The sequence below is a fragment of the Vreelandella subterranea genome, from assembly GCF_900111305.1.
GTDB lineage: Bacteria > Pseudomonadota > Gammaproteobacteria > Pseudomonadales > Halomonadaceae > Vreelandella > Vreelandella subterranea.
The window spans coordinates 1-19,931 of sequence record NZ_FOGS01000004.1 but is presented as its reverse complement, the minus strand read 5'-3'; the positions used below and the strand labels follow the sequence as shown (position 1 = coordinate 19,931).

Below are 19,931 nucleotides of genomic sequence, written 5' to 3'. Positions count from 1 at the left end.
CGGGGCCCCGTTTTCCACTTCCCTACGCCTTTAGTCCAGTACTTTATGGCTTACTAATACCAAAGTATAACGACTTTAGTATTATCAAATACGGCAGCCCACGACACCGCACCACTGATTAGTCGATATGTTAACTTGCTGTTTTTCTTCCAAGGAGCCACATATGCTCGACCGCTGGACCATGCCGCTGACCCACCGCCCGCTTGAACGGCTCGCTCAACGGCTGAAGGGGCGCGCCACGCCCGACCAGGTGACCTTCGTCGCTTTCCTGATCGGCATCAGCGCCCTGCCGCTGCTGGCCTGGGAATACTACGGTCTTGCGCTGGTGGCCGTGGTACTCAACCGCCTGGGCGATGGCCTGGACGGCGCGCTGGCACGGGTAAGCGGCCGGTCGAGTGAGGCGGGCGGCTTTCTGGATATCGGCCTCGATTTTGTATTTTACGCGGCGGTGGTGCTGGGCTTTGCCCTGGCCAATCCGGCGGAAAACGCCCTGGCGGCGGCGCTGCTGCTGTTTGCCTTTATCGGCACCGGCACGTCATTTTTGGCCTTTTCCATTGCCGCCAAGCAGCAGGCCATCGAGCGCCCCCACTTTCCCAACAAGGCGTTCTACTACCTGGAAGGGCTGACCGAAGGCACCGAGACCGTAGTGGCTCTGGTGCTGTTTTGTCTGTTCCCTTCGCACTTCGCTATCCTGGCGGTGGTGTTTGCGATCGCCTGCCTGATCACCACGGCCACGCGTCTATGGGGCGGCTACTGGACGCTGCGCGCCCACAAAGCCAACGGAGGTGGCATGGGATAAGCCCCACCCCTAGCCGGGCTGGCAAAGCACAGACATTGCTTTGCGCCAGCACAATGACATGGGCAGTACCCGACACCAGCGTCATGCTTTTGACGTTAAAGCATCTCTAAGCCGCTCGCGCTCATGCGGTTCGTAGAAGCTTGGGTCGTCAAAAAGATCACGTTGGGCATCATCAAAGATCATTTCCAGTGCCTCTGCACTACTTTGCACCATCGGCTCGAAGTGCGCCGTGTGGGTCACCAGGGCCGTTACCCGACGACGCCGGTAGATGGCATACGCACCCAGCAGGGCAAACACACAGGCAATATAGATAGGCAGGCCGTGACCGCCGACGACCGTCATCAGTGACCCCGCGGCAATCGGTGCCACCGCGCAGCCTGCGCCGTGCATCACCAACATGTCCGCCGAGCCGGCGACAATTTCATCGGGATGGAGTTGGTCAATCAGCTGCGCCACCGCCAGCGGGTAGAGCGAGAACGCCAAACCGCCCCAGATAAAATATAGCCCAAGCAGCATTTCATGGCTGGGCGCAAAGGGCATGGCCGCGGCGACCAGCGCCGCCAGCAGTACCACCCAGGTCATCACTTTGGGGCGGTCGTGCTTGTCCGAGAAGCGACCAATGGGAATCTGCAGTAGCGCGCCACCGATGATCGCCACGCTCATCACCAGACCGACGCCAGCGATATCAAACCCCAGCTGCGTGGCATAGACCGGCGTCATCGACCAGAATGCCCCCATGGCAAGCCCCGAGAGCGCGGCGCACGCTACCGCCAGCGGGGCGAAGCCCAGCAGCGCCCGCAGGCTGCTTTTGGGTCGCTCGGAAATCTTGGGCTGGACGCGACGGGTCATGGTGATCGGTAGCAGCGCCCAACTGATCAGGATGGCAATCACCACAAACAGCAAAAAGCCCTGGGGCGACGAGAGCCGCAGAAGCTGCTGAGCCGTGGCCAGCGCACCCAGGTTGACGACCATGTAGACGGCAAAAATACGCCCGCGCTCATGGCTTGCCGCCTGGCTGTTCAGCCAGCTTTCGATCACGGTAATCAGGGTAATAAACGAGAGGCCGTAGATAACCCGCAGCGGCAGCCATACCCAGGGCGTGATAAACACCAGGTGCAAAAGCGCCACCGTCGCACAAATCGACGCACAGAACCCAAAGGTGCGGATATGCCCCATTCGCCGAATCAACCGTCCGCTCACCCAGGTGCCGCAGATGAAACCGACGAAATAGCCGGACATGATCATCCCCAGTACCGCGCTGGAGAAACCTTCTCCCGTGCCGCGCAAGGTTAACAGCGTATTGAGCAGGCCATTGCCCAGCAGCAACAGCGCTACACTCCAAAGAATCGATCTGACCGGTTTGAGCATCGCCAATGAACGCATTGCGCTTCCTCGTGGCAGTACCTCAATGGTGATGCATAAAGAGTGCCATTCGCCATGGACGCTATCATTGATAGGCTGGATGATTGACAGGCTAACGTTCTTTATATAGAACGTTCTATAAAAGGAACATCTATATAGCCAACAGGCGGCGCTCACATGGATTCACTTTCACTCAACACCCTTGGCCACCATTTACAAAGACTCCGCCTAGAACGCGGCTGGTCGCTTTCGCAGCTGGCCAGCAAGGCAGGCATCGCCAAATCCAACCTGTGCCGCCTCGAGCAAGGCAACGGCAACCCTACCCTGGACACGATCTGGCGCCTGGCCGTGCAGTTGAACGTGCCCTTCGGCACCTTGGTCGCGCCTATTTCCGTGCCGCTCGGCGAAGACGGCGTTCAGGTGCGTCTTATCGATCAGGGCAAGGATTCACCCCAGGTGGACGCCTACTGGATGCGCTGCGCACCCCATACATTACGCAGTGCCGAAGCCCATACACCGGGCACGCGAGAATCCCTCACGCTGATCAGCGGCTGGCTGGAAGCAGGGCCTGAGGGAGATACGACAACGCTGACCCCTGGGTGCCATGTCACCTTTTGCGCTGACCGGCCTCACCTCTACCGCACCCAAGCGACGGCGGCCACCCTGCTAATGACCATTACCTACGGCAAAGAAGGCGAAACACCATGAGCCAGCTTGCCCGATATTCTCCCGTCCTAAGCGCGCTGCAGGGCGTTCGTGAAGCAATTCCACTACTGGGTGGCTACATACCGGTGTCCCTCTCGTTTGGGTTGATTGCCACCCAGGCAGGCTTCAGCACCTGGGAAGCGGTCGTGATCTCGACGCTGATTTACGCCGGCGCCTCGCAGTTCCTGTTCGTGGGCATGGTGGCCGCGGGGTCTCCACTATGGCTTGTCGTGGCCATGACAATGCTGATTAACGTACGCCATGTGGTGTACGGCCCTAACCTGGCGGCGTTGTTACCGCGCAGCCGCCACTGGCCCTGGCTGATGCACGGTTTGACCGATCAGGTATTTGCCCTAGCCCTGACACGCCTCCCCCAACTGCCTGACGCCAAACGGTTTAGCTGGTTTGTCGGCGCCTCGCTGCTGGCCTGGGGCGCCTGGATCATCGGCACCGCCGTAGGCGCCACCGCCGGGGAAGCGTTTACCGCCCGCTGGCCACTATTGGGGGAGATTATGCCCTTCGCGCTCCCCGCGCTGTTTCTTACCATGGTGGCGCCTCGCTTCACCGATAAACGCTGGGCGATGGCCATGGGGCTCACTATCCTGGCTGCGCTGGGTTTGACGCTGGTGGGCTGGAGCAACGTGGCCATTCCGCTGGCGGCCGCCTGCGGCGCGCTATGCTTCTACACGGTAAGATTCGACAACAGGAGGCGTGATTCATGAGCACCGCGCTTTGGCTCGCCGTTGTGGTGTCGGCTTTTGGCACCCTGCTCATGCGGGTAGTGCCATTCATGTGGATGCAGCGACGCCTGGATAGCGACACCGGCATGAACGCCATGCCCCAGTGGCTTGGCATCCTCGGCCCGCTGATGATTGCGGCCGTGCTAGGCGTATCCGTTGTGCCAGTGAACCCTGGTCTCATTTCCTGGATAGCGACCGTCATCGGGCTTGGCGTCACGCTGCTGGTGTGGCGGCGGTTACGCTCGCTGGGTTGGCCAGTGGCCGCCGGCGTCAGCGTGTTTGGCCTGGTGGAAATCGTGGCGGCTTTAGTGGGGTAAGCCCTCGTCAAGCCACCGCCTATCACGTCGGGATCAACGGCCTTATCGCGTCACCAGTACAATGCCAACCAGGATAACGCCGCCACCCATCAGAAAATTGATACTTAGCGGCTCGTTGAGCAACAGAGTGCCAAAAAGGATGCCGAACAGCGGGCCCAGAAACGAGAACACGCCCAACTGGGACGCGCGATAGCGGCGCAGCAGCGTGAACCACAGCATCAGCGCGGCAAATGAAATGATCAGCGCCTGAAAACCAAGGCTGGCAACCGCCATGGAGGTAAGTTGCGCGCTCATTAACTGGCCTGATAACGCCGCCACTGGCAATAGCACCAGCGCCGTCACACTCAGTTGATAGCTCAGGGTGAGCTCCGCGGGCGCCTCGGAAAGCGAGGTCTTGCGGATCACCACCGTCGTCGCCGCCCAAGAGAGCCCGGCCAGCAAACCCAGCGCATCGCCGATGAGGATATCGATGCTATAGGCACCGCTGGGCGCCATGGCAATCACCATGCCCATAAACGCCAGACCAACACCCCACCATTGGCGAAGGGAGAGCTGCTCGCCCGGCACCCACAGGTGCAGCCCCAGCGCGGCGAAAATGGGGGCTGTATAGAGAAAGACCGACATATGCGATGCCAATGTGTAGGTCAGCCCCCAGGCAACAAAAGCAAACTCGGCCGCAAACCCGAGCCCAACCAGTAACCCAGCGCCCCGATGGCGGCTCATATCCGCCCAGCGAATGCCGCGCCAATAGGCCAGCACCCCCACCAGACAACCGGCGATAGCGGAGCGCAGGGCAATCTGCACGACGGGTGAGATATCCTCAGCCACGCCTTTGATCGCCACCTGCTGAAACCCTAGCACCAGGCAAAATAGGAGCATTAACGATGCGGCTGTAGTATCCACAGACTTTCGCTGCGAACGCCCAAGTATGCTGGCAGTATCGGCATTTGAGACTATCCTTTGATTATTCATCGTGAGCTCCTCTAGCATCAAGGCGCTCATTGCAGCAGCCAGCGAAATTGCGTACAAGCGATTACTTATCAGGCCTAGACTCAGGAAAACTCACGCTATGAAAATTGAGAGGCTACCGCTGAATGCACTGCGCGCGTTTGCCGAAGCGGTGCGGGAAAATAGCTTTAAAGCCGCCGCGTCTCGTTTGGGAGTAACCCCTGGCGCCGTTAGCCGACAGGTGAAACAGCTGGAAGATCGATTGGGCGTGGTGCTGTTTGAACGGCATGCCAATGGCGTGTGCGCCACCGAAGCTGGCCGGGGGCTTGCCGAAGATGTACAAGCGGGGCTTTTGCGCATCGCCAGTGGCGTGCAGAACGTCACCGAGCGCTCAGAAGACGCTTTTCGCTTACTACTGAGTGCACCGCCTTCTTTCCTACAGCTTTGGCTACTCCCCCGCTTACCCGGCTTTGAAGCCAGTGAGCGGCACATAGAAATCTCTCTGGATGCCGAGGCGCGCTTAACGCCACCGCTATGGATGCCCAACAGGGCACGCTTATCGCTGCGCTACGGCCAGGGGCCCTGGCCCGGCGTTACCAGCCAGCGTCTATTTGAAGACACCCTCTTTCCTGTCTGCTCGCCCACCCTGTTGGCCAAGGAAGATATACACGAGCCCGCCGACTTGATGGCCCAGACACTGCTCACCGTCGATTGGTGCAGCCAGGCGGGCCACCCGATCCCAAGCTGGCAAGACTGGTTTAAAAACGCCGGAGTGGCCATCAAGAAGCTCCCCCACCAGCGCCAATACTCGCTCTACAGCCTGGCCCTCGACCAGGCTATGGCCGGGCAAGGCGTAGTACTGGCCAGTTACCCTCTCGTGGCCGACCGGCTCGCCAGCGGCGTGTTGGTGCGCCCATTTGGGGAACAGTATCCGCTCGCTTCTCCGTTCGCCTATGAACTGGTTCTGCCTTCTGAAGGGGTAACACCTCCGGCAGTGGCGCGTTTCATCGAGTGGTTAGAGCAAGAAGCCGCTCATTTTCGTGGTACAGCGCTTTAGGATTTTGCCTCGGCTTCACGTTTGTAATCCTGAAACAACCCATACTGCCACTGCCTTACCGCCAGCACGGAAGTGGTGCCAAACCGCTGGTGGATAGGCAGCCCGCTCTCTCGTTCGCATAGCGCATGAAACTCTTTAGCCAAGCGCTGCATGGTCTGCTGCCACTCGGCGTTACCGGCGGGGGATAACAGGCCATTGAGTACCACCAGCTTCTCGCTGTCGCTATCAAAGCGGGAGCGGAAAAACTCGTTGGCGATATGCTGCTGAAAGAAGCGCTGGATCGGCCCATCCGCCTGCCAGCGAAAATTGGCAGCTACCCGCCGCCTGATCCGATTACCAGGAAGCAGCTCAATGAGTTTAAGACGCTCAAGCTTGAGTAACTGCTGAATACACTCGGCTTCACTTAGCTGGTACTGGTGATGAATTTCATCGAAGCTATAGCCATTGATAACGCAGACCGCTACCAGAAACAGCTCATGGTCATCGACGATACTTTGCTCCTGGGCCTGAGTCAGTTCCTGCAGACGCTGCTCCCCTGCCTGCATGGTCTGCACCAGCTCAGCGAACTCAAGGTTAAGCTGATCACAGATGCACTCTAGCCGCGCCAAAGTGAAGTGCTTTTCAGCGAACAAGCGCTTCACCGAGGCCTCGCTGAGTGCTAGCCACCGGGCAACATCGGCATAGGTTTTCCCCTGAGCGCGCAACTGGCTTTTAAGCGTTTCAATCAGTGACTCGGCTTGAGACATAAAAACTTCCTTGGACGGCATGGAAGGCATTACACATCAAAGTATCGCATAACGCTACCAACCGGCACTTATATCACAACTTTGTGCAAATGAGTTGCAACCAGTAAGCCTCATAGAGAAAGTGCCAACACTTCCAGGGACTTAAAAGGCTACACAACCATGCAACGACTGCTGCATTTAAAGGGCGCCTTGCCCTACCTGATCGCCATTTTTCTCAATGCCTTTGTGGATTTGGGGCACAAGATTGTCATTCAGAACACGATCTTTAAAAGTTACGATGGCGAAACGCAGGTCGTCCTCACCGCGCTGGTGAATGGGCTGATTTTACTGCCATTTATCCTGCTGTTTAGCCCGGCGGGGCACGTGGCAGACAGCTACCCCAAGGTACGCGTGCTGTGCGCATCGGCCTGGGCCGCCGTGGCGGTGTCACTGGGCATCACCGCTGCCTACTACCAAGGCTGGTTCTGGCTGGCGTTTGCGATGACGCTGCTGCTGGCGATTCAGTCAGCCTTCTACTCACCGGCCAAGTACGGCTTGGTCAAAGGGCTGTTCGGCAAACCGCGCCTGGCGGAGGCCAACGGGCTGATTCAGGCCGTGACTATCGGCGCTATCCTGGCGGGCACCGTGGCATTTACCGCCCTGTTTGAGACCTGGGTATCGCCAGATGATCACACCCCAGCGCAGCTATTGCGCCAAATAGCGCCGCTCGGCTGGCTGCTGGTGCTCAATAGCGCTATTCAAGTGGCAACGCTTTACCGTCTGCCGCTTGATAGCACTACGCAACCGGATACCCCGCTCACCTGGCAGCGCTACATTAAGGGTGCTGCGCTGAAAGATAACCTGCAGCTTATCGTCCGCCAGCCCGTGATCAGGCTCTCCATTATCGGCCTGGCCACTTTCTGGTCGGTGGGCCAGGTGCTGCTGGCGGCCTTCCCCGCCTATGCCAAAGACGCCCTCAGTATCGATAACACCCTGGTGCTGCAAGGCATTCTGGCGGCTAGCGGTATCGGGATTGCGCTGGGCTCCATGCTGGCCAGCAAGCTTTCACATAACCGCATAGAAACAGGCTTGATTCCGGTAGGCGCTGTTGGGGTGGCCGTGGGGTTATGGTGCCTGCCGCTTCTCTCCACGCCCGGCAGCCAGGCACTGAACTTCGTGTTTATCGGCATGATGGGCGGGCTGTTTATCGTGCCGCTTAACGCCCTGATCCAGTTTCACGCCGCCGACAGCGAGTTAGGCACCGTGCTGGCCGCCAATAACTGGATCCAGAACATCGCCATGCTGGGCTTTTTGGTGCTCACGGCGCTGTTCGCCCTCGCGGGTGTGGATAGCCACTACCTGCTGCTGCTCATCGCCACCGTGGCGATGGTCGGCGGTGGCTACACCATTGTTAAGCTGCCCCAAAGCCTGGTGCGCTTTCTGTTGAGCTTCCTGCTGACCCGCCGCTACCGGGTCGATGTGCAGGGCTTGCAGAACCTGCCCGCCCAGGGCGGCGTGCTGCTGCTGGGCAACCATATCAGTTGGGTGGATTGGGCCATGGTGCAGATCGCCAGCCCCCGCCCGGTACGCTTTGTGATGCTCAGATCGGTTTACCAGCGCTGGTACCTCAACTGGTTCTTCAAAGCACTCGGCTGTATTCCCATCGAGCGCGGCAGTGGTGCCGAAAAGGCCCTGGCCGATGTTGCTGAACAACTCAACGCAGGCGAAGTGGTGTGCCTGTTTCCCGAAGGGGCGATTAGCCGCACTGGCCAACTGGGCGAGTTCCGCCGCGGCTACGAGCGCGCCTGCAACATGGCCAACCCCGACGTCAAGATTGTGCCTTTCTACCTGCGCGGCCTCTGGGGCAGCCAGTTCTCCCGCTCCTCCAGCAAGTTAAAGGAGCTGCGCAACGCACCGCTGCACCGCTCGGTGGTGGTCGCCTTTGGCAAGCCGCTGCCCAAAGATACCCCCGCTGACGTGCTGAAACGGCGTATTTTTGAGCAGGCGACCCGCTCCTGGCAGCAGGCCATGGGGGAGCTTTCCAGCCTACCCAACGCCTGGATTCAAAGCGTTAAACGCCGCCCTGGCGAGCTTGCCCTGGCCGATAATCTGGGCCGCCCACTCAACGCAAGCCAGGTACTCACCGCCAGCCTGCTGATGGCAAAACGAATTCGCAAACTCAACCCAGGACAGAACGTTGGCCTGCTGCTGCCCACCAGCAGTGCCGGGGTCATTGCCAATATGGCCACGCTGCTGGCCGGTAAAACACTGGTGAACCTGAATTATACCGCCGACCAGGAAGTACTTTCCTCGGCCCTTTCCCAGGCGGAAATCACCACTGTGTTCACCTCACAGCGCTTTGTGAAGAAGCTTGAGCAGCGCGGGCTCGACGTTAGCCAATTGCTCAGTGAGCAGCAGGTAGTCTTTTTAGAAGACCTGCAGACCAAGATTGGCCGCGCCGAGCGCTTGAGCACCTGGCTTGCGGTAAGAATACTGCCGACTTGGCTACTCCAGCGTTGCTTCTGCCATGGCCAAGATGCCGACGCGACCGCTGCCATCCTCTTCTCCAGCGGCAGCGAAGGCGAACCCAAAGGCGTGATGCTCAGCCACCGCAACCTGATGGCCAATATCAAACAAACCTCGGATGTACTCAACACCCAGAGCAACGATGTGGTGATGGGCTCGCTACCCCTGTTCCACGCCTTCGGCCTCACAGTGACTCAGTTGTTACCGCTGATTGAAGGGCTGCCGCTGGTGTGCCACCCCGACCCCACCGATGCCCCGGGAATCGCCAGTGCCATTGCCAAGTACAAAGTCAGCCTCATGTTTAGTATGCCCAGCTCTCTGGCATCGTTTGTGGAGTGCCCAGAGGTTCATCCACCAATGCTGGAAAACTTGCGGGCAGTCATCGTAGGGGGAGGGCGACTCGATGAGGGCTTGCGCGCCAGCTTTGCGCAAAAATTCAGCACGCCTATCTACGAAGGCTATGGCGCCACTGAAACTGCACCGGTGGCATCGGTCAACCTGCCCGACGCCGTGGACGCTAACTACCAGCAGGTACAACGCGGCAGCAAGCCAGGCACCGTAGGTATGCCGTTACCCGGCACCAGCTTCAAGATCGTTGATCCGGAGAGCTTTGAAGAGTTGGCCACCGGTGAAGCGGGCATGATATTGATCAGCGGCCCGCAGGTGATGCTGGGCTATCTGAACGACCCGACCCGCCAAGATGACGTCATCAAGGAGCTCGACGAACAGCGCTGGTTTGTCACCGGCGATAAAGGGTTTATCGATGAAGATGGTTTTTTGACGCTGATTGCTCGTTAACCTTTTAGTAATTGCGCAACCGTGGTGATGGGAAAATGATGAACAGTGACTTACAGGTGTTTTGAAAAGAAGCCCAGAAGCAGCTCAAAGTGCTGGTTCTGCCCAGCGCCGCTGGGAATATGATCTTCGCCTTCATAGTAGTGCACTTCAGGGCTGCGGCCATGCTTGAGTAGGCGCTGCTCCAAGCGCTTGGTCATCTCAACCGACCACATGCGGTCTTGCGTGCCATGGGAGAGAAACAGCGGTCCAGGGTAGCGCTCAATTTCGATAGGCGTGGTGGGCAGTAGGCCTTCATGACTCCCCTGCCATGTCCAGGCGCGTTTGCTGACGTCCCAGGCTTGCCAGCCCGGATCACCCGCATCGCGAAAGCCACGGGCATCAAAGGCACCGCACACCACATCGGGTGGGCTATGGACTGCGATCGCATCTGGCGCTCCTTCAATCTTATCTCTTGCCATCAGTGAGGCAAGCAATAAAGCCTGTTCGGCACCGCGTGAAAGACCATAAAGCCCTACTCGCTCATCAGCGAACTGGAATTCCCATAGGGCTTTAAATGCCTCTACGCTACGATCCAGCGGGTAATCGATAATATGCCCGGCGTTCCAGGCATTGCCGCCGCTTGAGTAGCCGTAAGGGAACGCCAAGAAGCCATGGGCGGCGAATAGCATTGCGTCACGATGACTCCACCCTGCCCAGGCACCTTCAGAGCCATGCAGCAACATGATGGCTGGGAAAGGGCCATCGCCCGACGGACCATAAGTAACGCCCCAGCCAGGCAGCTCGCGCTGCACGATATTTAACGGCATTTAAACAGCCACTCCTTAGCTCTAAACTTCCCCGCCAACGCCATGTTATTCATTCTTCCTAGGTTCATACAGTACCGCGCCTCAGCATCGTATAAAACTTAACTAGATTAACAGTTGATGATATTGCTTCCATAGCATTGAAATCTTTTTAATAATTAGATATCGCTGAAACCAAGGATATTGCTATGCATCAGCCAATCGCTGTTTTCGACGCTGGCATTGGTAGCTACGCCATCGTTGACAAGATACACAAGCGTCTTCCACAACAGGACATTGTGTATTTCGCTGACCGGGCAAGCTTTCCTTATGGGAGCAAGGGGCGGGAAGAACTACTCGCTGTCATGAACCGCACGCTGCGTTTTCTTGAGGGCTACGCTCCCTCGGCTATTGTCATCGCCTCGAATGCCCCTTCTATCATGGTGCTGGATGACATTCGTCAGAACACCTTGGTGCCATTGTTCGGCGTCTACCCACCCATCGAAGAAGCGCTCGCCATGTCAGCGAGCGGCAAGGTTGGCATCATGGGGGTGCATTCACTCATCGAAAGCTCTTCACTGAAGAAGTTCATCGCTCGACATGCGTCCCACTCGGATAATGTCAGCCTGATCAATGCTTCGTCCATGGTTGAATTTGTCGAGAATGGCGCCTTTCTATTCGACCCAAACGCAACGCAGAAAGCAGTCACGGCTTTTATCGACGACGTCTTCCGACAGCATCCCGATATCGACACGCTGACACTTTCTAGTACGCATTTACCATGGCTGCGTCCCTTCTTTGAAGCAGCGCGACCCAATTGCCGCTTCCTCGACCCCGCTGAATCGATTGTCACGGGGCTAGGCGAAGGGACACTGGGTACAGGTCAGATCCAAGGGCTGGTAACAGAAAGTGAGACCTATAATGTAGAGACCTTCCGACGCATGTTGCAGCAATTCGGCGTGGACATCCCGTTAGAGGTAGTCTCAGCGCCATAAGGCGCAATGCTGTGCGTCAGCATTCTATTCCGACGCTTTCCCCTCAGCGTTGTCCGCCTCCGAGGAGTGTTTAACTTTCGCTCCACGCGCAACATCCTGATGGCTGATAACCACGACGTCTCTCGGCCACCACTCGGGATGATTATCGCGGATGAACGCCATGAGCTTTTCGCGTACGTGCATTTCCGCGGTCCACCCGGCCATGGGGTCAGAGGTCATTAGATAACAGGTCACGGTTTGTGCAGTTGCCGTTTGTGCTGTCACGTAACAAAGCAGCTTATGGTGCTCGATGACGTTGTCTTCTTCCTTGGCAAACTCAAAAAACTTGTCTCTTATCAGGCCAATATCCGCGCTCAGGTGCAGCGTCAGCTCCACATAGCGATACATCTTGATACTCTTGACCGAGAGATTCTGGAAAGGCTTGGACGTAAAGTAGGTCACGGGGACGATCAACCGCCGCTCGTCCCAGGTTCTCAAGCGAATATAGGTGTAAAAGATACCTTCCACATAGCACCATTGGTCTTCAAATATAACCAAATCGCCAATCCGGATGGGCTTGGCAAACGACAACTGGAAAGAAGCCAGGATGTTGCCTAGCACCGCCTGGCCTGCCACCCCCACCAATACTGCCAAGACGCTGGCCGAGGCCAGAATCGATAAGCCCATGGTCTCGAAGAGTTGAACCTGTCCCAGGATGTAAACCGACATGCCCGTGACGGTGATTAGAATAATGATCCGGCGCAGCGCGTAAAGCGATGTCAGCAGCTTGCGCTCGTCCTTGGGCTTATTGTCATCGATCTCCCCCACCAGTCGCCGCGTCATGCGCAGCATCAGGGTATCCACAAAGCGCAGCGCGATGGTGCCTGCGCCCCAGGCAAGAATACCGATAAGCAACACACGGAAAGTGGTGGTCGCGACCGCCGAAAACGACACCACGTAGTCCAGCAGCATTTGGGTAAACAGCGACATCACGATCAGTGCCGTCGGCATACCAATCTGCTCGGCAAACATGCGGAAAGCGCCGAAGGGCAGCCAGTTCGACATCAAACCGATCAAGCGGTGGATCCCCCAGCCCACCATGCCTACGAACAGCAAAAAGACCGGAATAGCGAGCCATTCCCAAAGCCGCAATATGCCAAACGACGACTGCAGCCTTTCGGGAATGTATTGCTCGAGCATCGACGGCCCGTACTGATCGTAAAGCACTGGAATATACGAGACGCTGATAGGCATGATCAGCCACACCGGTTCATCATCCCCCACGCGGTAGCGAGCTAGCCGGATATCATAGGTTTGCCCATCGGCTCGCAACGATGCCAACTCAAGGTTACGCCGCGTTTCGCCAACGCGCGGGTTTTGTCCGGCGGGGTCTTCTATCACGGCGTCTTCGCGCCCCGATAGGTTATCGACGCTGATCCGTTCGCCACGCTTGAACACTTCTGCCAGTTGCCGAGCCAGTTCCTGACCTTGTTCGCGCTGCTCAGCTGCGCTCAATTCCGACAGATTGAGCATGTGGGCCGCTTTTTCGTACTCGCCCTGTTCGGTGAGATCGAGAAAGCTTCGCATGGTCTCACGTGGCGTGACCCGGTTGGCTTCCTCAGGGACTTCGCCAAGGCCCGTGTTGAGCGAATCAACGTTAAACCACCGAGGGTTCTCGCTCTCATCTCCTTGAGTTTGGGCCGCACACAGACTGGAAAAAGTGAATGCCACCACCAGTATCAGCCACGCGTTACTTTTTTTCATAAACGCCTTTTAAGTTGAGTGAGCCCAGATATCTGCCACCAACTGCCAGGAAGGCTATCCGTGTCAGTAGCGGATAAAAGTACAGCCTACCTTATACGATGAATCAAGGCTCTCCAGGGGCTTAATGCTGTCGCCTTCGCTACAGTTCATCGTTACCTCTCCCTGCATCCATTGTGTTAAAAGTTACGTAGAACTTTTTAACGTGCTTGGTCATCCAAGTGCCATTGCCGATAGATAGCGATGGGGACTTCGCCAAAAAAGATGCCCCAATGCGGCGATCGGCTTACCCCCACAGGAGGCATCCAATGCTCATCAAGATTGCCAAACCGAGTGATTTGCACGAATCCGACGTCACGCCGGAATCCATTTACCTTTCACGACGGCGCTTTATGGGCGGTATGGCAGGCCTGGGGGCAGGGCTTGCGCTCTCAGGCCATGCCCAGGCAGCCGCCGAGGACTATTCGGACGTTCCCGAAGGCGATGCACCCGGTTGGCTGAAAGAAAAAATCAGCGATGCCAAGTGGGATGCCATCACCCCAAGCGACCCTGAAAAAGACAAGCTCGCGCCCTTTGATGACGCCAGCCAATACAATAACTTCTTCGAGTTCGGCACCGACAAGGGCGACCCTGCCCGCCATGCAGGCAGCCTGGAAACCCAGCCGTGGAGCGTGGTGGTCGATGGTGAAGTGAACAACGGCGGGCGTTTTGCGCTCGAGGATCTGGTCAAACCGTCACAGTTTGAAGAGCGTATTTATCGCCTACGCTGCGTTGAAGCGTGGTCGATGGTGATTCCTTGGCTTGGCATCCCGCTCGCCGAGATCATCAAACGCGCCGACCCCACCAGCAAAGCCAAGTACGTGCGCTTTGAAACCCTGGTCGACCCGGATCAGATGCGCGGTCAGCGTTCATCCTTCTCGATCATCGACTGGCCCTATGTGGAAGGCCTGCGTTTAGACGAAGCCATGCACCCACTGACGATAATGGCCATGGGCATGTACGGCCGCGAGCTGCCCAACCAGAACGGCGCCCCCTTGCGGCTGGTGGTTCCCTGGAAGTATGGCTTCAAGAGTATCAAGTCAATCGTGCGCATCTCGCTGGTCGAAGAACAACCGGTCAACTCCTGGCAGCAAATTGCCTCGGATGAGTACGGCTTTTATGCCAACGTTAATCCCAATGTGGATCACCCCCGCTGGAGCCAGGCGACCGAACGCCGTCTGCCCAACACCCTGTTCAACTCCAATACCATCGACACCCGGATGTTCAACGGCTACGAGGATGAAGTCGCTGAACTGTATGCGGGCATGGATTTGAGGAAGCACTACTGATGGCAACGCAGCGCAAATGGTTAGCCTGGCGTGCGGCGGTGTTTCTGGCAGCACTCGCGCCGCTGATATTCTGGGGTTGGCAGGTGGCGAACAACGCCGCCGGGCCTGAGCCGGGGCGCTACCTGCTGCTCAACATTGGCATCGGCGGGCTGTGGTTACTGCTGCTTACCCTCAGCCTCACACCACTTACCAAGCTCACCAGCTGGAAAGGCTTCGCGCTGATCCGGCGCCAGCTGGGTCTCTGGACACTCGCCTACGCCACCCTGCACCTGCTCAGCTACGCGCTGTTTATCCTGGGGCTGAACTGGGCACTGCTGGGCAGCGAAATCGTCAAACGGCCCTACATTATCGTCGGCATGATCGCCTTGATCGGCCTGGCCGTGCTGGGCGCGACGTCCAACAAATGGTCGATGCGCCGCCTGGGCAAGCGCTGGAAGTCGCTGCACAAATTTTCCTACGCCATTCTGGGCTTGGTGCTGCTGCACTTCTTCTGGGTGGTACGCGCCGACATGGGCGAATGGGCCATGTATGCGGTCATCGGCGCGCTCGTCATGGCCACCCGTCTTCCTCCTGTGTCGCGATCCCTGCCTAAACTGCGTTATCAGTTGAGTCGATCTTAATACTTATATAGATGTGCGAAACCAAATGGAAATGGATAGAAGCTTCTCGCCACTGAAAAAGGAAGTAGAAGCCGGTGATCCGTTACGACAGTGAGGCAGTCCCAAGGCCTATCAAAGGCCAAGTCACTTACTGATGGAGCATTGCATGTTTCTTCGTCTGAGCGTTCTGCTTTCCGCCCTTGTGTTGCTGACCTCTTGCGCCGTGCCGCCGGATTCTCCACGCTTTCAATCCTCGGGCAGCCTGCCGCGCCATGACCAGGCCAGTTTCGATCAGTACGTGCGCGACACCCGCGCGTGGATTGCCGACAATCGCGCCTTCATCGGCGACGACCACCAGCGAGAGATAGCGCTCAACGCGCCGTTTGAACGTCGCCCGGACACACTGGCAAAGCGCGGCATTCTGTTCGTGCACGGGCTGGGCTCAAGCCCTTGGTACTTCACGGATATGACCAACGCCATGGCGGAAGACGGCTGGCTGGTTCGTTCGATTCTGTTGCCCGGCCATGGCACCCGCCCCGCCGACCTGATGCTCCCGGGCCATGAGGATTGGGAAGATGCCGTCGCCCATCACACCCAGCTGCTTGCGGATGAAGTCGATGAGCTCTGGCTGGGCGGGTTCTCGACCGGTGGCAATCTGGTCACTTCCCAAGCGTTCAAGGACGATCGCGTCGACGGGTTGCTGCTATTCTCTCCCGGCTTTTATTCGGACAGCCAATACCTCTTTCTCGCCCCGGCCATTTCTTATTTCTGGGACTGGCTCGATATCGATGACGAAGACAATATCGTCACCTACCAGTCGCTGCCATCGCGCGGCGCCTCGCTGTATTATCGCTCGGTCAATGCCGTGCAAAAAAACCTCGCCGCCGAGCGCTTCGATAAACCCGTACTGATGACCATGAGCCAGCACGACAGCGTGCTGGACCCAGACGCGACGCTCGATGCCTTTCAAACCCGCTTCACCCACCCGGCATCGCGCTTCGTGTGGTACGGCGACACGCCTCAACACCTTGATGATCCACGCGTCACCTCTCTGACCAGTTACCTGCCCGACCGGCGGATCAGCAACTTTTCCCACATGAATGTGCTGTTTGCGCCCGACAACCCCTACTACGGCGAAGCGGGCAGCTACACCATGCTGGAAAACGGCCAGGGGGATCTAGAACCACCCGACGACGCTGGCGCTTTGTGGTTTAGCGCCTGGGGGCATAAAGAAGCGGAAAAATACCATGCCCGCCTGACCTGGAACCCCTACTTTGACGACCTTCTGGACAATATCCGCGACATCACGGGCGACTGATCGTCGGCAACGGGGCTGACTCACCGCGCAACTCACAACTACGCTACGAGTCAGACATCATGACACCGGAGGCCTTGATGAATACCCCACAACCCGAAACGCTGTATGTCGACAGCGATGAAACAACCGGCTACCCCAACTCCCCACTGCCGGTACTGATCTACCGAGACGTTATCGACACACCTGATCCAGAGGCACGCGCCGCCACGTTCGAAGCCATTTTCAAGCGCCATGGCTGGCCGCCGTCATGGCGCTACCATCTCTATGACTTTGATCACTTCCACTCCACTGCCCATGAGGTACTGGGCATTTTTCGCGGGCAGGCCCGTGCCCGGCTGGGCGGCCCCAACGGCCGCGAACTGATGCTTTGTGTGGGCGATGTGCTGGTGCTGCCCGCAGGTGTAGGGCATGCCAGCCTCGAGGCGGATGATGACTTTTGCATGGTGGGCGCCTACCCGCCGGGGCAAAACCCGGCCATAGAGCGCGGCGACCCGGCACAGTTGGAAGCGGCTAAGGCACGTGTGGCTAGCGTGGCGCTGCCCGAGAACGACCCTGTCGGCGGTTCACTCACATCGCTTTGGAGACAAGACGCTTAAAACGGGCAGCGCCCTGCCCATAGGCGGTATGATGCCCAGAGACCCACACTTCACACCGACCAGGAGCCTCATATGACCGCTTACGTGGTAATGATCAAAGAACACACCCACGACAGTGACGAAATGGAGCGCTATAGCGAAAAGGCCAAAGCCGCCCGCGAAGGCCACGACCCGGAACCGCTCGCGTTCTACGGCGATTTCAAAGTGCTCGAAGGTAGCGCCATGGAAGGGGCCGTCATTCTACGCTTTCCCGATATGGCCGCCGCCCGCGCCTGGTATGAAAGCCCCGCGTACCAGGAAGCCCGCCAGCACCGTTTTCAGGGGGCCGACTATCGGGTGTTTATCGTGGATGGGATTGAAGGCGCCTAAGTAACACACCATCGTCTATCAAGAGAGGACCGCATCATGATCGAGTCACGTGAAGACCTCGACGCCATCAAGCAGTCGTGCCATTCGATGGTCACGAGGAGTTCAGGCCTTTCTGCCGGGGCGGCGATCATTCCCATCCCGGGGGTGGATCTTGGCTCAGACGTGGCCATCTTGATGCGGTTGATTCCCCGAATTAATGAAAAATTTGGCTTATCGCCTGAACAAATCGAAAGCCTGGATACCGACTCCAAGCTCTTTGTGATGACCGCCATCTCCAACACCGGCAGCAAGCTTGCCGGGAAATACATTACTAAAAAGCTTATCGTGACGGTGCTCAACAAGATGGGCATCAAGGTCGCCGCAAAAGGCGTGACTAAGTTTGTCCCGCTGATCGGCAGCGCCGTGGCAGGCAGCATCAGCTTCACCGCCATGAAGGTGATGGGCAACCGTCATATCGAAGACTGCTATCAAATTGCCCTGGCAGCGCTGGAAGAAGAGCGGCTTGCGCATGAAATCGTGATCGAGCCGGAGCCAGCAAAGAACTCTCCTCAGCCGTAATAGCCCGGCCATTAACTTTCCTTCAGCAGAATAAAATGCTCGATTAGCCGTATCATCAGCGTTTTCTGATCGGGCAGGCTTTCAGCCACTAACAACGCTAACGCCACCAGGGTGTTGTCGTTGATCAGTTGCTCGACAGGCCGGGCGAGTAAGGCCGCGTTGCGGCGCAGATACCACAAAAATAGAAACGAGCCACAGCGCTTATTTCCATCGGCCAATGGATGGTTTTTAACCACAAAGTAAAGCAGATGCGCCGCTCGGGTGGCTACGTTGGGGTAAAACAGTTCATCGCCAAAGCCCTGTTCAATGGTGGCCAAGGCTGATGTCAAACCGTCGCCCCGCACCTGCCCAAACAGTTCGGTTGCCTCGCCTTTGGCGATCAAGGTTTGCTTTAACTCACCAATGGCTCTCAAGGCTTCTTCCAACTCCAGCGAGTGCATACCGGGCTGCTTGATGTTTAGCTCGGTTAATTGCTGCTCATCATAGCCCTGTAGCAGACTCCAGGAACGCGCATAATCGCTAATCACGCGAGCAACCGCTTCGCCTTCTGTTGAAACCAGGCCTTGATTAGTCAGGGTGCGGCTGAGCAAACTCACCGCCTGCTCGAACTCTATGCCACGTTCGGTCAGGCGACGCTGATTCAGGGTATAGCCTTGAACTAAATGGTCTTTTAATACTTGCGTGGCCCACTTGCGGAACTGGGTGGCACGCTTGGAGCTGACCCGATACCCCACCGAAATAATCGCATCCAGATTGTAATGCTTGATACGGCGCCGAACCTGTCGCTTGCCCTCTTGGCGAACTACTAAGAAATCCTTAGTAGTTGCCTGCTCACTCAGCTCCTCATCTTTAAAAATATTTTGCAAGTGCATGAGAACGTTTTCGGATGTAGTAGCGAACAAGCTCCCCATCTGCGCTTGGCTCAGCCAAACGGTCTCTTGCTCCAGCGTCACCTCTAGGTGTGCTTGCCCATCTTCGCTGGTGAATATCTGTATTTGCTGGTCATTCATCGACTGCTGCCTCCATTTTATTGCGGCCAACACATCGCTAACGCAATCCCTTAATTAGCCAAACATAACCCTCTCATTAACTGTATATTCATACATGCTATTTATCAAAAAAATATTGTTACCAAAATGACGAAACAGCGTCGTCACAGGCTGCCTTAGCGAATAGATACCGGGAAGGAGCATCAAGAGGGGGCAGGTGGGATTAAAGGCAGGTGTGTTTAGCCGACGCCAATGGTAGGCAACATGCAGAAATGGCAGCGACTAATAACGCATACTGCGCACACCGCCGGGTAGCTTGTAAAGCCTGGATTCATAGAATAACTGCAGCACTTTGGACCACCCGGTAGAAGCAGGAGGGCCAGCGCCGGTACCCTCCCTGCTTTACCGACCAAAGTGAAGCAGAGCATGGGATACCGACAACTGACCCAGACCCAACGATACCAGATTCACGCTTGTATTGGGGTGGGGATGAGCCAGCGACAGGCCGCTAAAAACCTTGGCGTTCATAACAGCACGATAAGCCGTGAGTTGCGTCGTAACGCGACAGACAACGGTTATGAGCCTGAGATGGCTCAGTGCCGTAGTAATGACCGGCGACGTACCGCCTGGAAATGGACAAAGCGCCTGCCCAGCATGATCAACATCGTCGCCAAGCAACT

General features: G+C 57.3%; 20 protein-coding genes. 14 read left to right on the top strand and 6 right to left on the bottom strand.

Annotated elements, in window-relative coordinates; translation table 11 throughout:
* The first annotated feature begins 163 nt into the window (after window positions 1-163).
* Window positions 164-799, top strand: a complete 636-nt coding sequence (locus BMX75_RS07095) for a CDP-alcohol phosphatidyltransferase family protein (RefSeq protein WP_092826587.1) — start codon at window positions 164-166, stop codon at window positions 797-799.
* Between the two features lie 81 nt (window positions 800-880).
* Here BMX75_RS07095 and BMX75_RS07090 read toward each other — a convergent pair whose 3' ends face one another.
* A complete protein-coding gene (locus BMX75_RS07090; RefSeq protein ID WP_092826585.1) occupies window positions 881-2,182 on the bottom strand; it encodes an MFS transporter in 1,302 nt (433 codons plus the stop codon).
* A 156-nt stretch (window positions 2,183-2,338) separates the two neighbouring features.
* Here BMX75_RS07090 and BMX75_RS07085 point away from each other — a divergent pair, with 156 nt between their 5' ends.
* The 3 genes from BMX75_RS07085 to BMX75_RS07075 are packed head-to-tail and all read left to right on the top strand — an operon-like array spanning window position 2,339 to window position 3,923.
* Window positions 2,339-2,869 (top strand): helix-turn-helix domain-containing protein, encoded by a 531-nt coding sequence (locus BMX75_RS07085; protein WP_092826583.1) that lies wholly within the window; start codon window positions 2,339-2,341, stop codon window positions 2,867-2,869.
* Window positions 2,866-3,588 carry an AzlC family ABC transporter permease gene (locus BMX75_RS07080; RefSeq protein ID WP_092826581.1) on the top strand — a complete coding sequence of 241 codons (723 nt, stop codon included), beginning with the start codon at window positions 2,866-2,868 and terminating at the stop codon, window positions 3,586-3,588. The genes BMX75_RS07085 and BMX75_RS07080 overlap by 4 nt, the downstream gene beginning before the upstream one ends.
* Window positions 3,585-3,923, top strand: coding sequence for an AzlD domain-containing protein (locus tag BMX75_RS07075; protein WP_092826579.1), 339 nt, complete (start codon window positions 3,585-3,587; stop codon window positions 3,921-3,923). The genes BMX75_RS07080 and BMX75_RS07075 overlap by 4 nt, the downstream gene beginning before the upstream one ends.
* Before the next feature lie 42 nt (window positions 3,924-3,965).
* Here BMX75_RS07075 and BMX75_RS07070 read toward each other — a convergent pair whose 3' ends face one another.
* On the bottom strand, window positions 3,966-4,826 hold the full coding sequence (locus tag BMX75_RS07070) for a DMT family transporter (protein WP_245748426.1): 861 nt from the start codon (window positions 4,824-4,826) through the stop codon (window positions 3,966-3,968).
* A 166-nt stretch (window positions 4,827-4,992) separates the two neighbouring features.
* On the opposite strand from BMX75_RS07070, the gene BMX75_RS07065 reads away from it, so the two are divergent.
* Window positions 4,993-5,928 carry a LysR substrate-binding domain-containing protein gene (locus BMX75_RS07065; protein ID WP_092826575.1) on the top strand — a complete coding sequence of 312 codons (936 nt, stop codon included), beginning with the start codon at window positions 4,993-4,995 and terminating at the stop codon, window positions 5,926-5,928.
* On the opposite strand, the gene BMX75_RS07060 is transcribed toward BMX75_RS07065, so the two are convergent.
* The gene (locus BMX75_RS07060; protein WP_092826573.1) at window positions 5,925-6,674 is read right to left on the bottom strand and encodes a helix-turn-helix domain-containing protein; all 750 of its coding nucleotides are present in this window, start codon (window positions 6,672-6,674) and stop codon (window positions 5,925-5,927) included. The genes BMX75_RS07065 and BMX75_RS07060 overlap by 4 nt on opposite strands.
* Window positions 6,675-6,833: 159 nt before the next feature.
* Between BMX75_RS07060 and BMX75_RS07055 the strand changes: the two genes are divergently transcribed.
* On the top strand, window positions 6,834-9,977 hold the full coding sequence (locus BMX75_RS07055; protein ID WP_092826571.1) for an acyl-[ACP]--phospholipid O-acyltransferase: 3,144 nt from the start codon (window positions 6,834-6,836) through the stop codon (window positions 9,975-9,977).
* A 50-nt stretch (window positions 9,978-10,027) separates the two neighbouring features.
* Here the strand turns inward: BMX75_RS07055 and BMX75_RS07050 are convergent, their stop codons facing one another.
* A complete protein-coding gene (locus BMX75_RS07050; RefSeq protein WP_092826569.1) occupies window positions 10,028-10,783 on the bottom strand; it encodes an alpha/beta hydrolase family protein in 756 nt (251 codons plus the stop codon).
* Window positions 10,784-10,968: 185 nt separating this feature from the next.
* Here BMX75_RS07050 and BMX75_RS07045 point away from each other — a divergent pair, with 185 nt between their 5' ends.
* Window positions 10,969-11,754, top strand: coding sequence for a glutamate racemase (locus tag BMX75_RS07045; protein WP_092826567.1), 786 nt, complete (start codon window positions 10,969-10,971; stop codon window positions 11,752-11,754).
* A gap of 24 nt (window positions 11,755-11,778) precedes the next feature.
* Here the strand turns inward: BMX75_RS07045 and BMX75_RS07040 are convergent, their stop codons facing one another.
* The gene (locus BMX75_RS07040) at window positions 11,779-13,497 is read right to left on the bottom strand and encodes a mechanosensitive ion channel family protein (protein ID WP_092826565.1); all 1,719 of its coding nucleotides are present in this window, start codon (window positions 13,495-13,497) and stop codon (window positions 11,779-11,781) included.
* Between the two features lie 305 nt (window positions 13,498-13,802).
* Between BMX75_RS07040 and msrP the strand changes: the two genes are divergently transcribed.
* From msrP to BMX75_RS07010, 6 genes are all read left to right on the top strand, one after another.
* Entirely contained in the window at window positions 13,803-14,822 is a 1,020-nt protein-coding gene (gene msrP, locus BMX75_RS07035; protein WP_092826563.1) for a protein-methionine-sulfoxide reductase catalytic subunit MsrP, read from the top strand.
* Window positions 14,822-15,442 carry a protein-methionine-sulfoxide reductase heme-binding subunit MsrQ gene (gene msrQ / locus BMX75_RS07030; protein ID WP_092826561.1) on the top strand — a complete coding sequence of 207 codons (621 nt, stop codon included), beginning with the start codon at window positions 14,822-14,824 and terminating at the stop codon, window positions 15,440-15,442. Before msrP ends, msrQ begins: the two co-directional genes overlap by 1 nt.
* Before the next feature lie 145 nt (window positions 15,443-15,587).
* Complete coding sequence (locus tag BMX75_RS07025; RefSeq protein ID WP_175474708.1) at window positions 15,588-16,739, top strand: alpha/beta hydrolase; 1,152 nt, start codon at window positions 15,588-15,590, stop codon at window positions 16,737-16,739.
* Between the two features lie 77 nt (window positions 16,740-16,816).
* A complete protein-coding gene (locus tag BMX75_RS07020; RefSeq protein WP_092826557.1) occupies window positions 16,817-17,335 on the top strand; it encodes a cupin in 519 nt (172 codons plus the stop codon).
* Between the two features lie 72 nt (window positions 17,336-17,407).
* Window positions 17,408-17,704, top strand: a complete 297-nt coding sequence (locus tag BMX75_RS07015) for a DUF1330 domain-containing protein (protein ID WP_092826555.1) — start codon at window positions 17,408-17,410, stop codon at window positions 17,702-17,704.
* Window positions 17,705-17,740: 36 nt separating this feature from the next.
* Window positions 17,741-18,262, top strand: a complete 522-nt coding sequence (locus tag BMX75_RS07010) for a hypothetical protein (RefSeq protein WP_092826553.1) — start codon at window positions 17,741-17,743, stop codon at window positions 18,260-18,262.
* Between the two features lie 11 nt (window positions 18,263-18,273).
* Here BMX75_RS07010 and BMX75_RS07005 read toward each other — a convergent pair whose 3' ends face one another.
* Window positions 18,274-19,272 carry a virulence RhuM family protein/type II toxin-antitoxin system death-on-curing family toxin gene (locus tag BMX75_RS07005; RefSeq protein ID WP_092826551.1) on the bottom strand — a complete coding sequence of 333 codons (999 nt, stop codon included), beginning with the start codon at window positions 19,270-19,272 and terminating at the stop codon, window positions 18,274-18,276.
* A 405-nt stretch (window positions 19,273-19,677) separates the two neighbouring features.
* Between BMX75_RS07005 and BMX75_RS07000 the strand changes: the two genes are divergently transcribed.
* Window positions 19,678-19,931, top strand: a 254-nt coding sequence (locus BMX75_RS07000) for a helix-turn-helix domain-containing protein (protein ID WP_139197154.1), incomplete at its 3' end; no start/stop codon positions are given.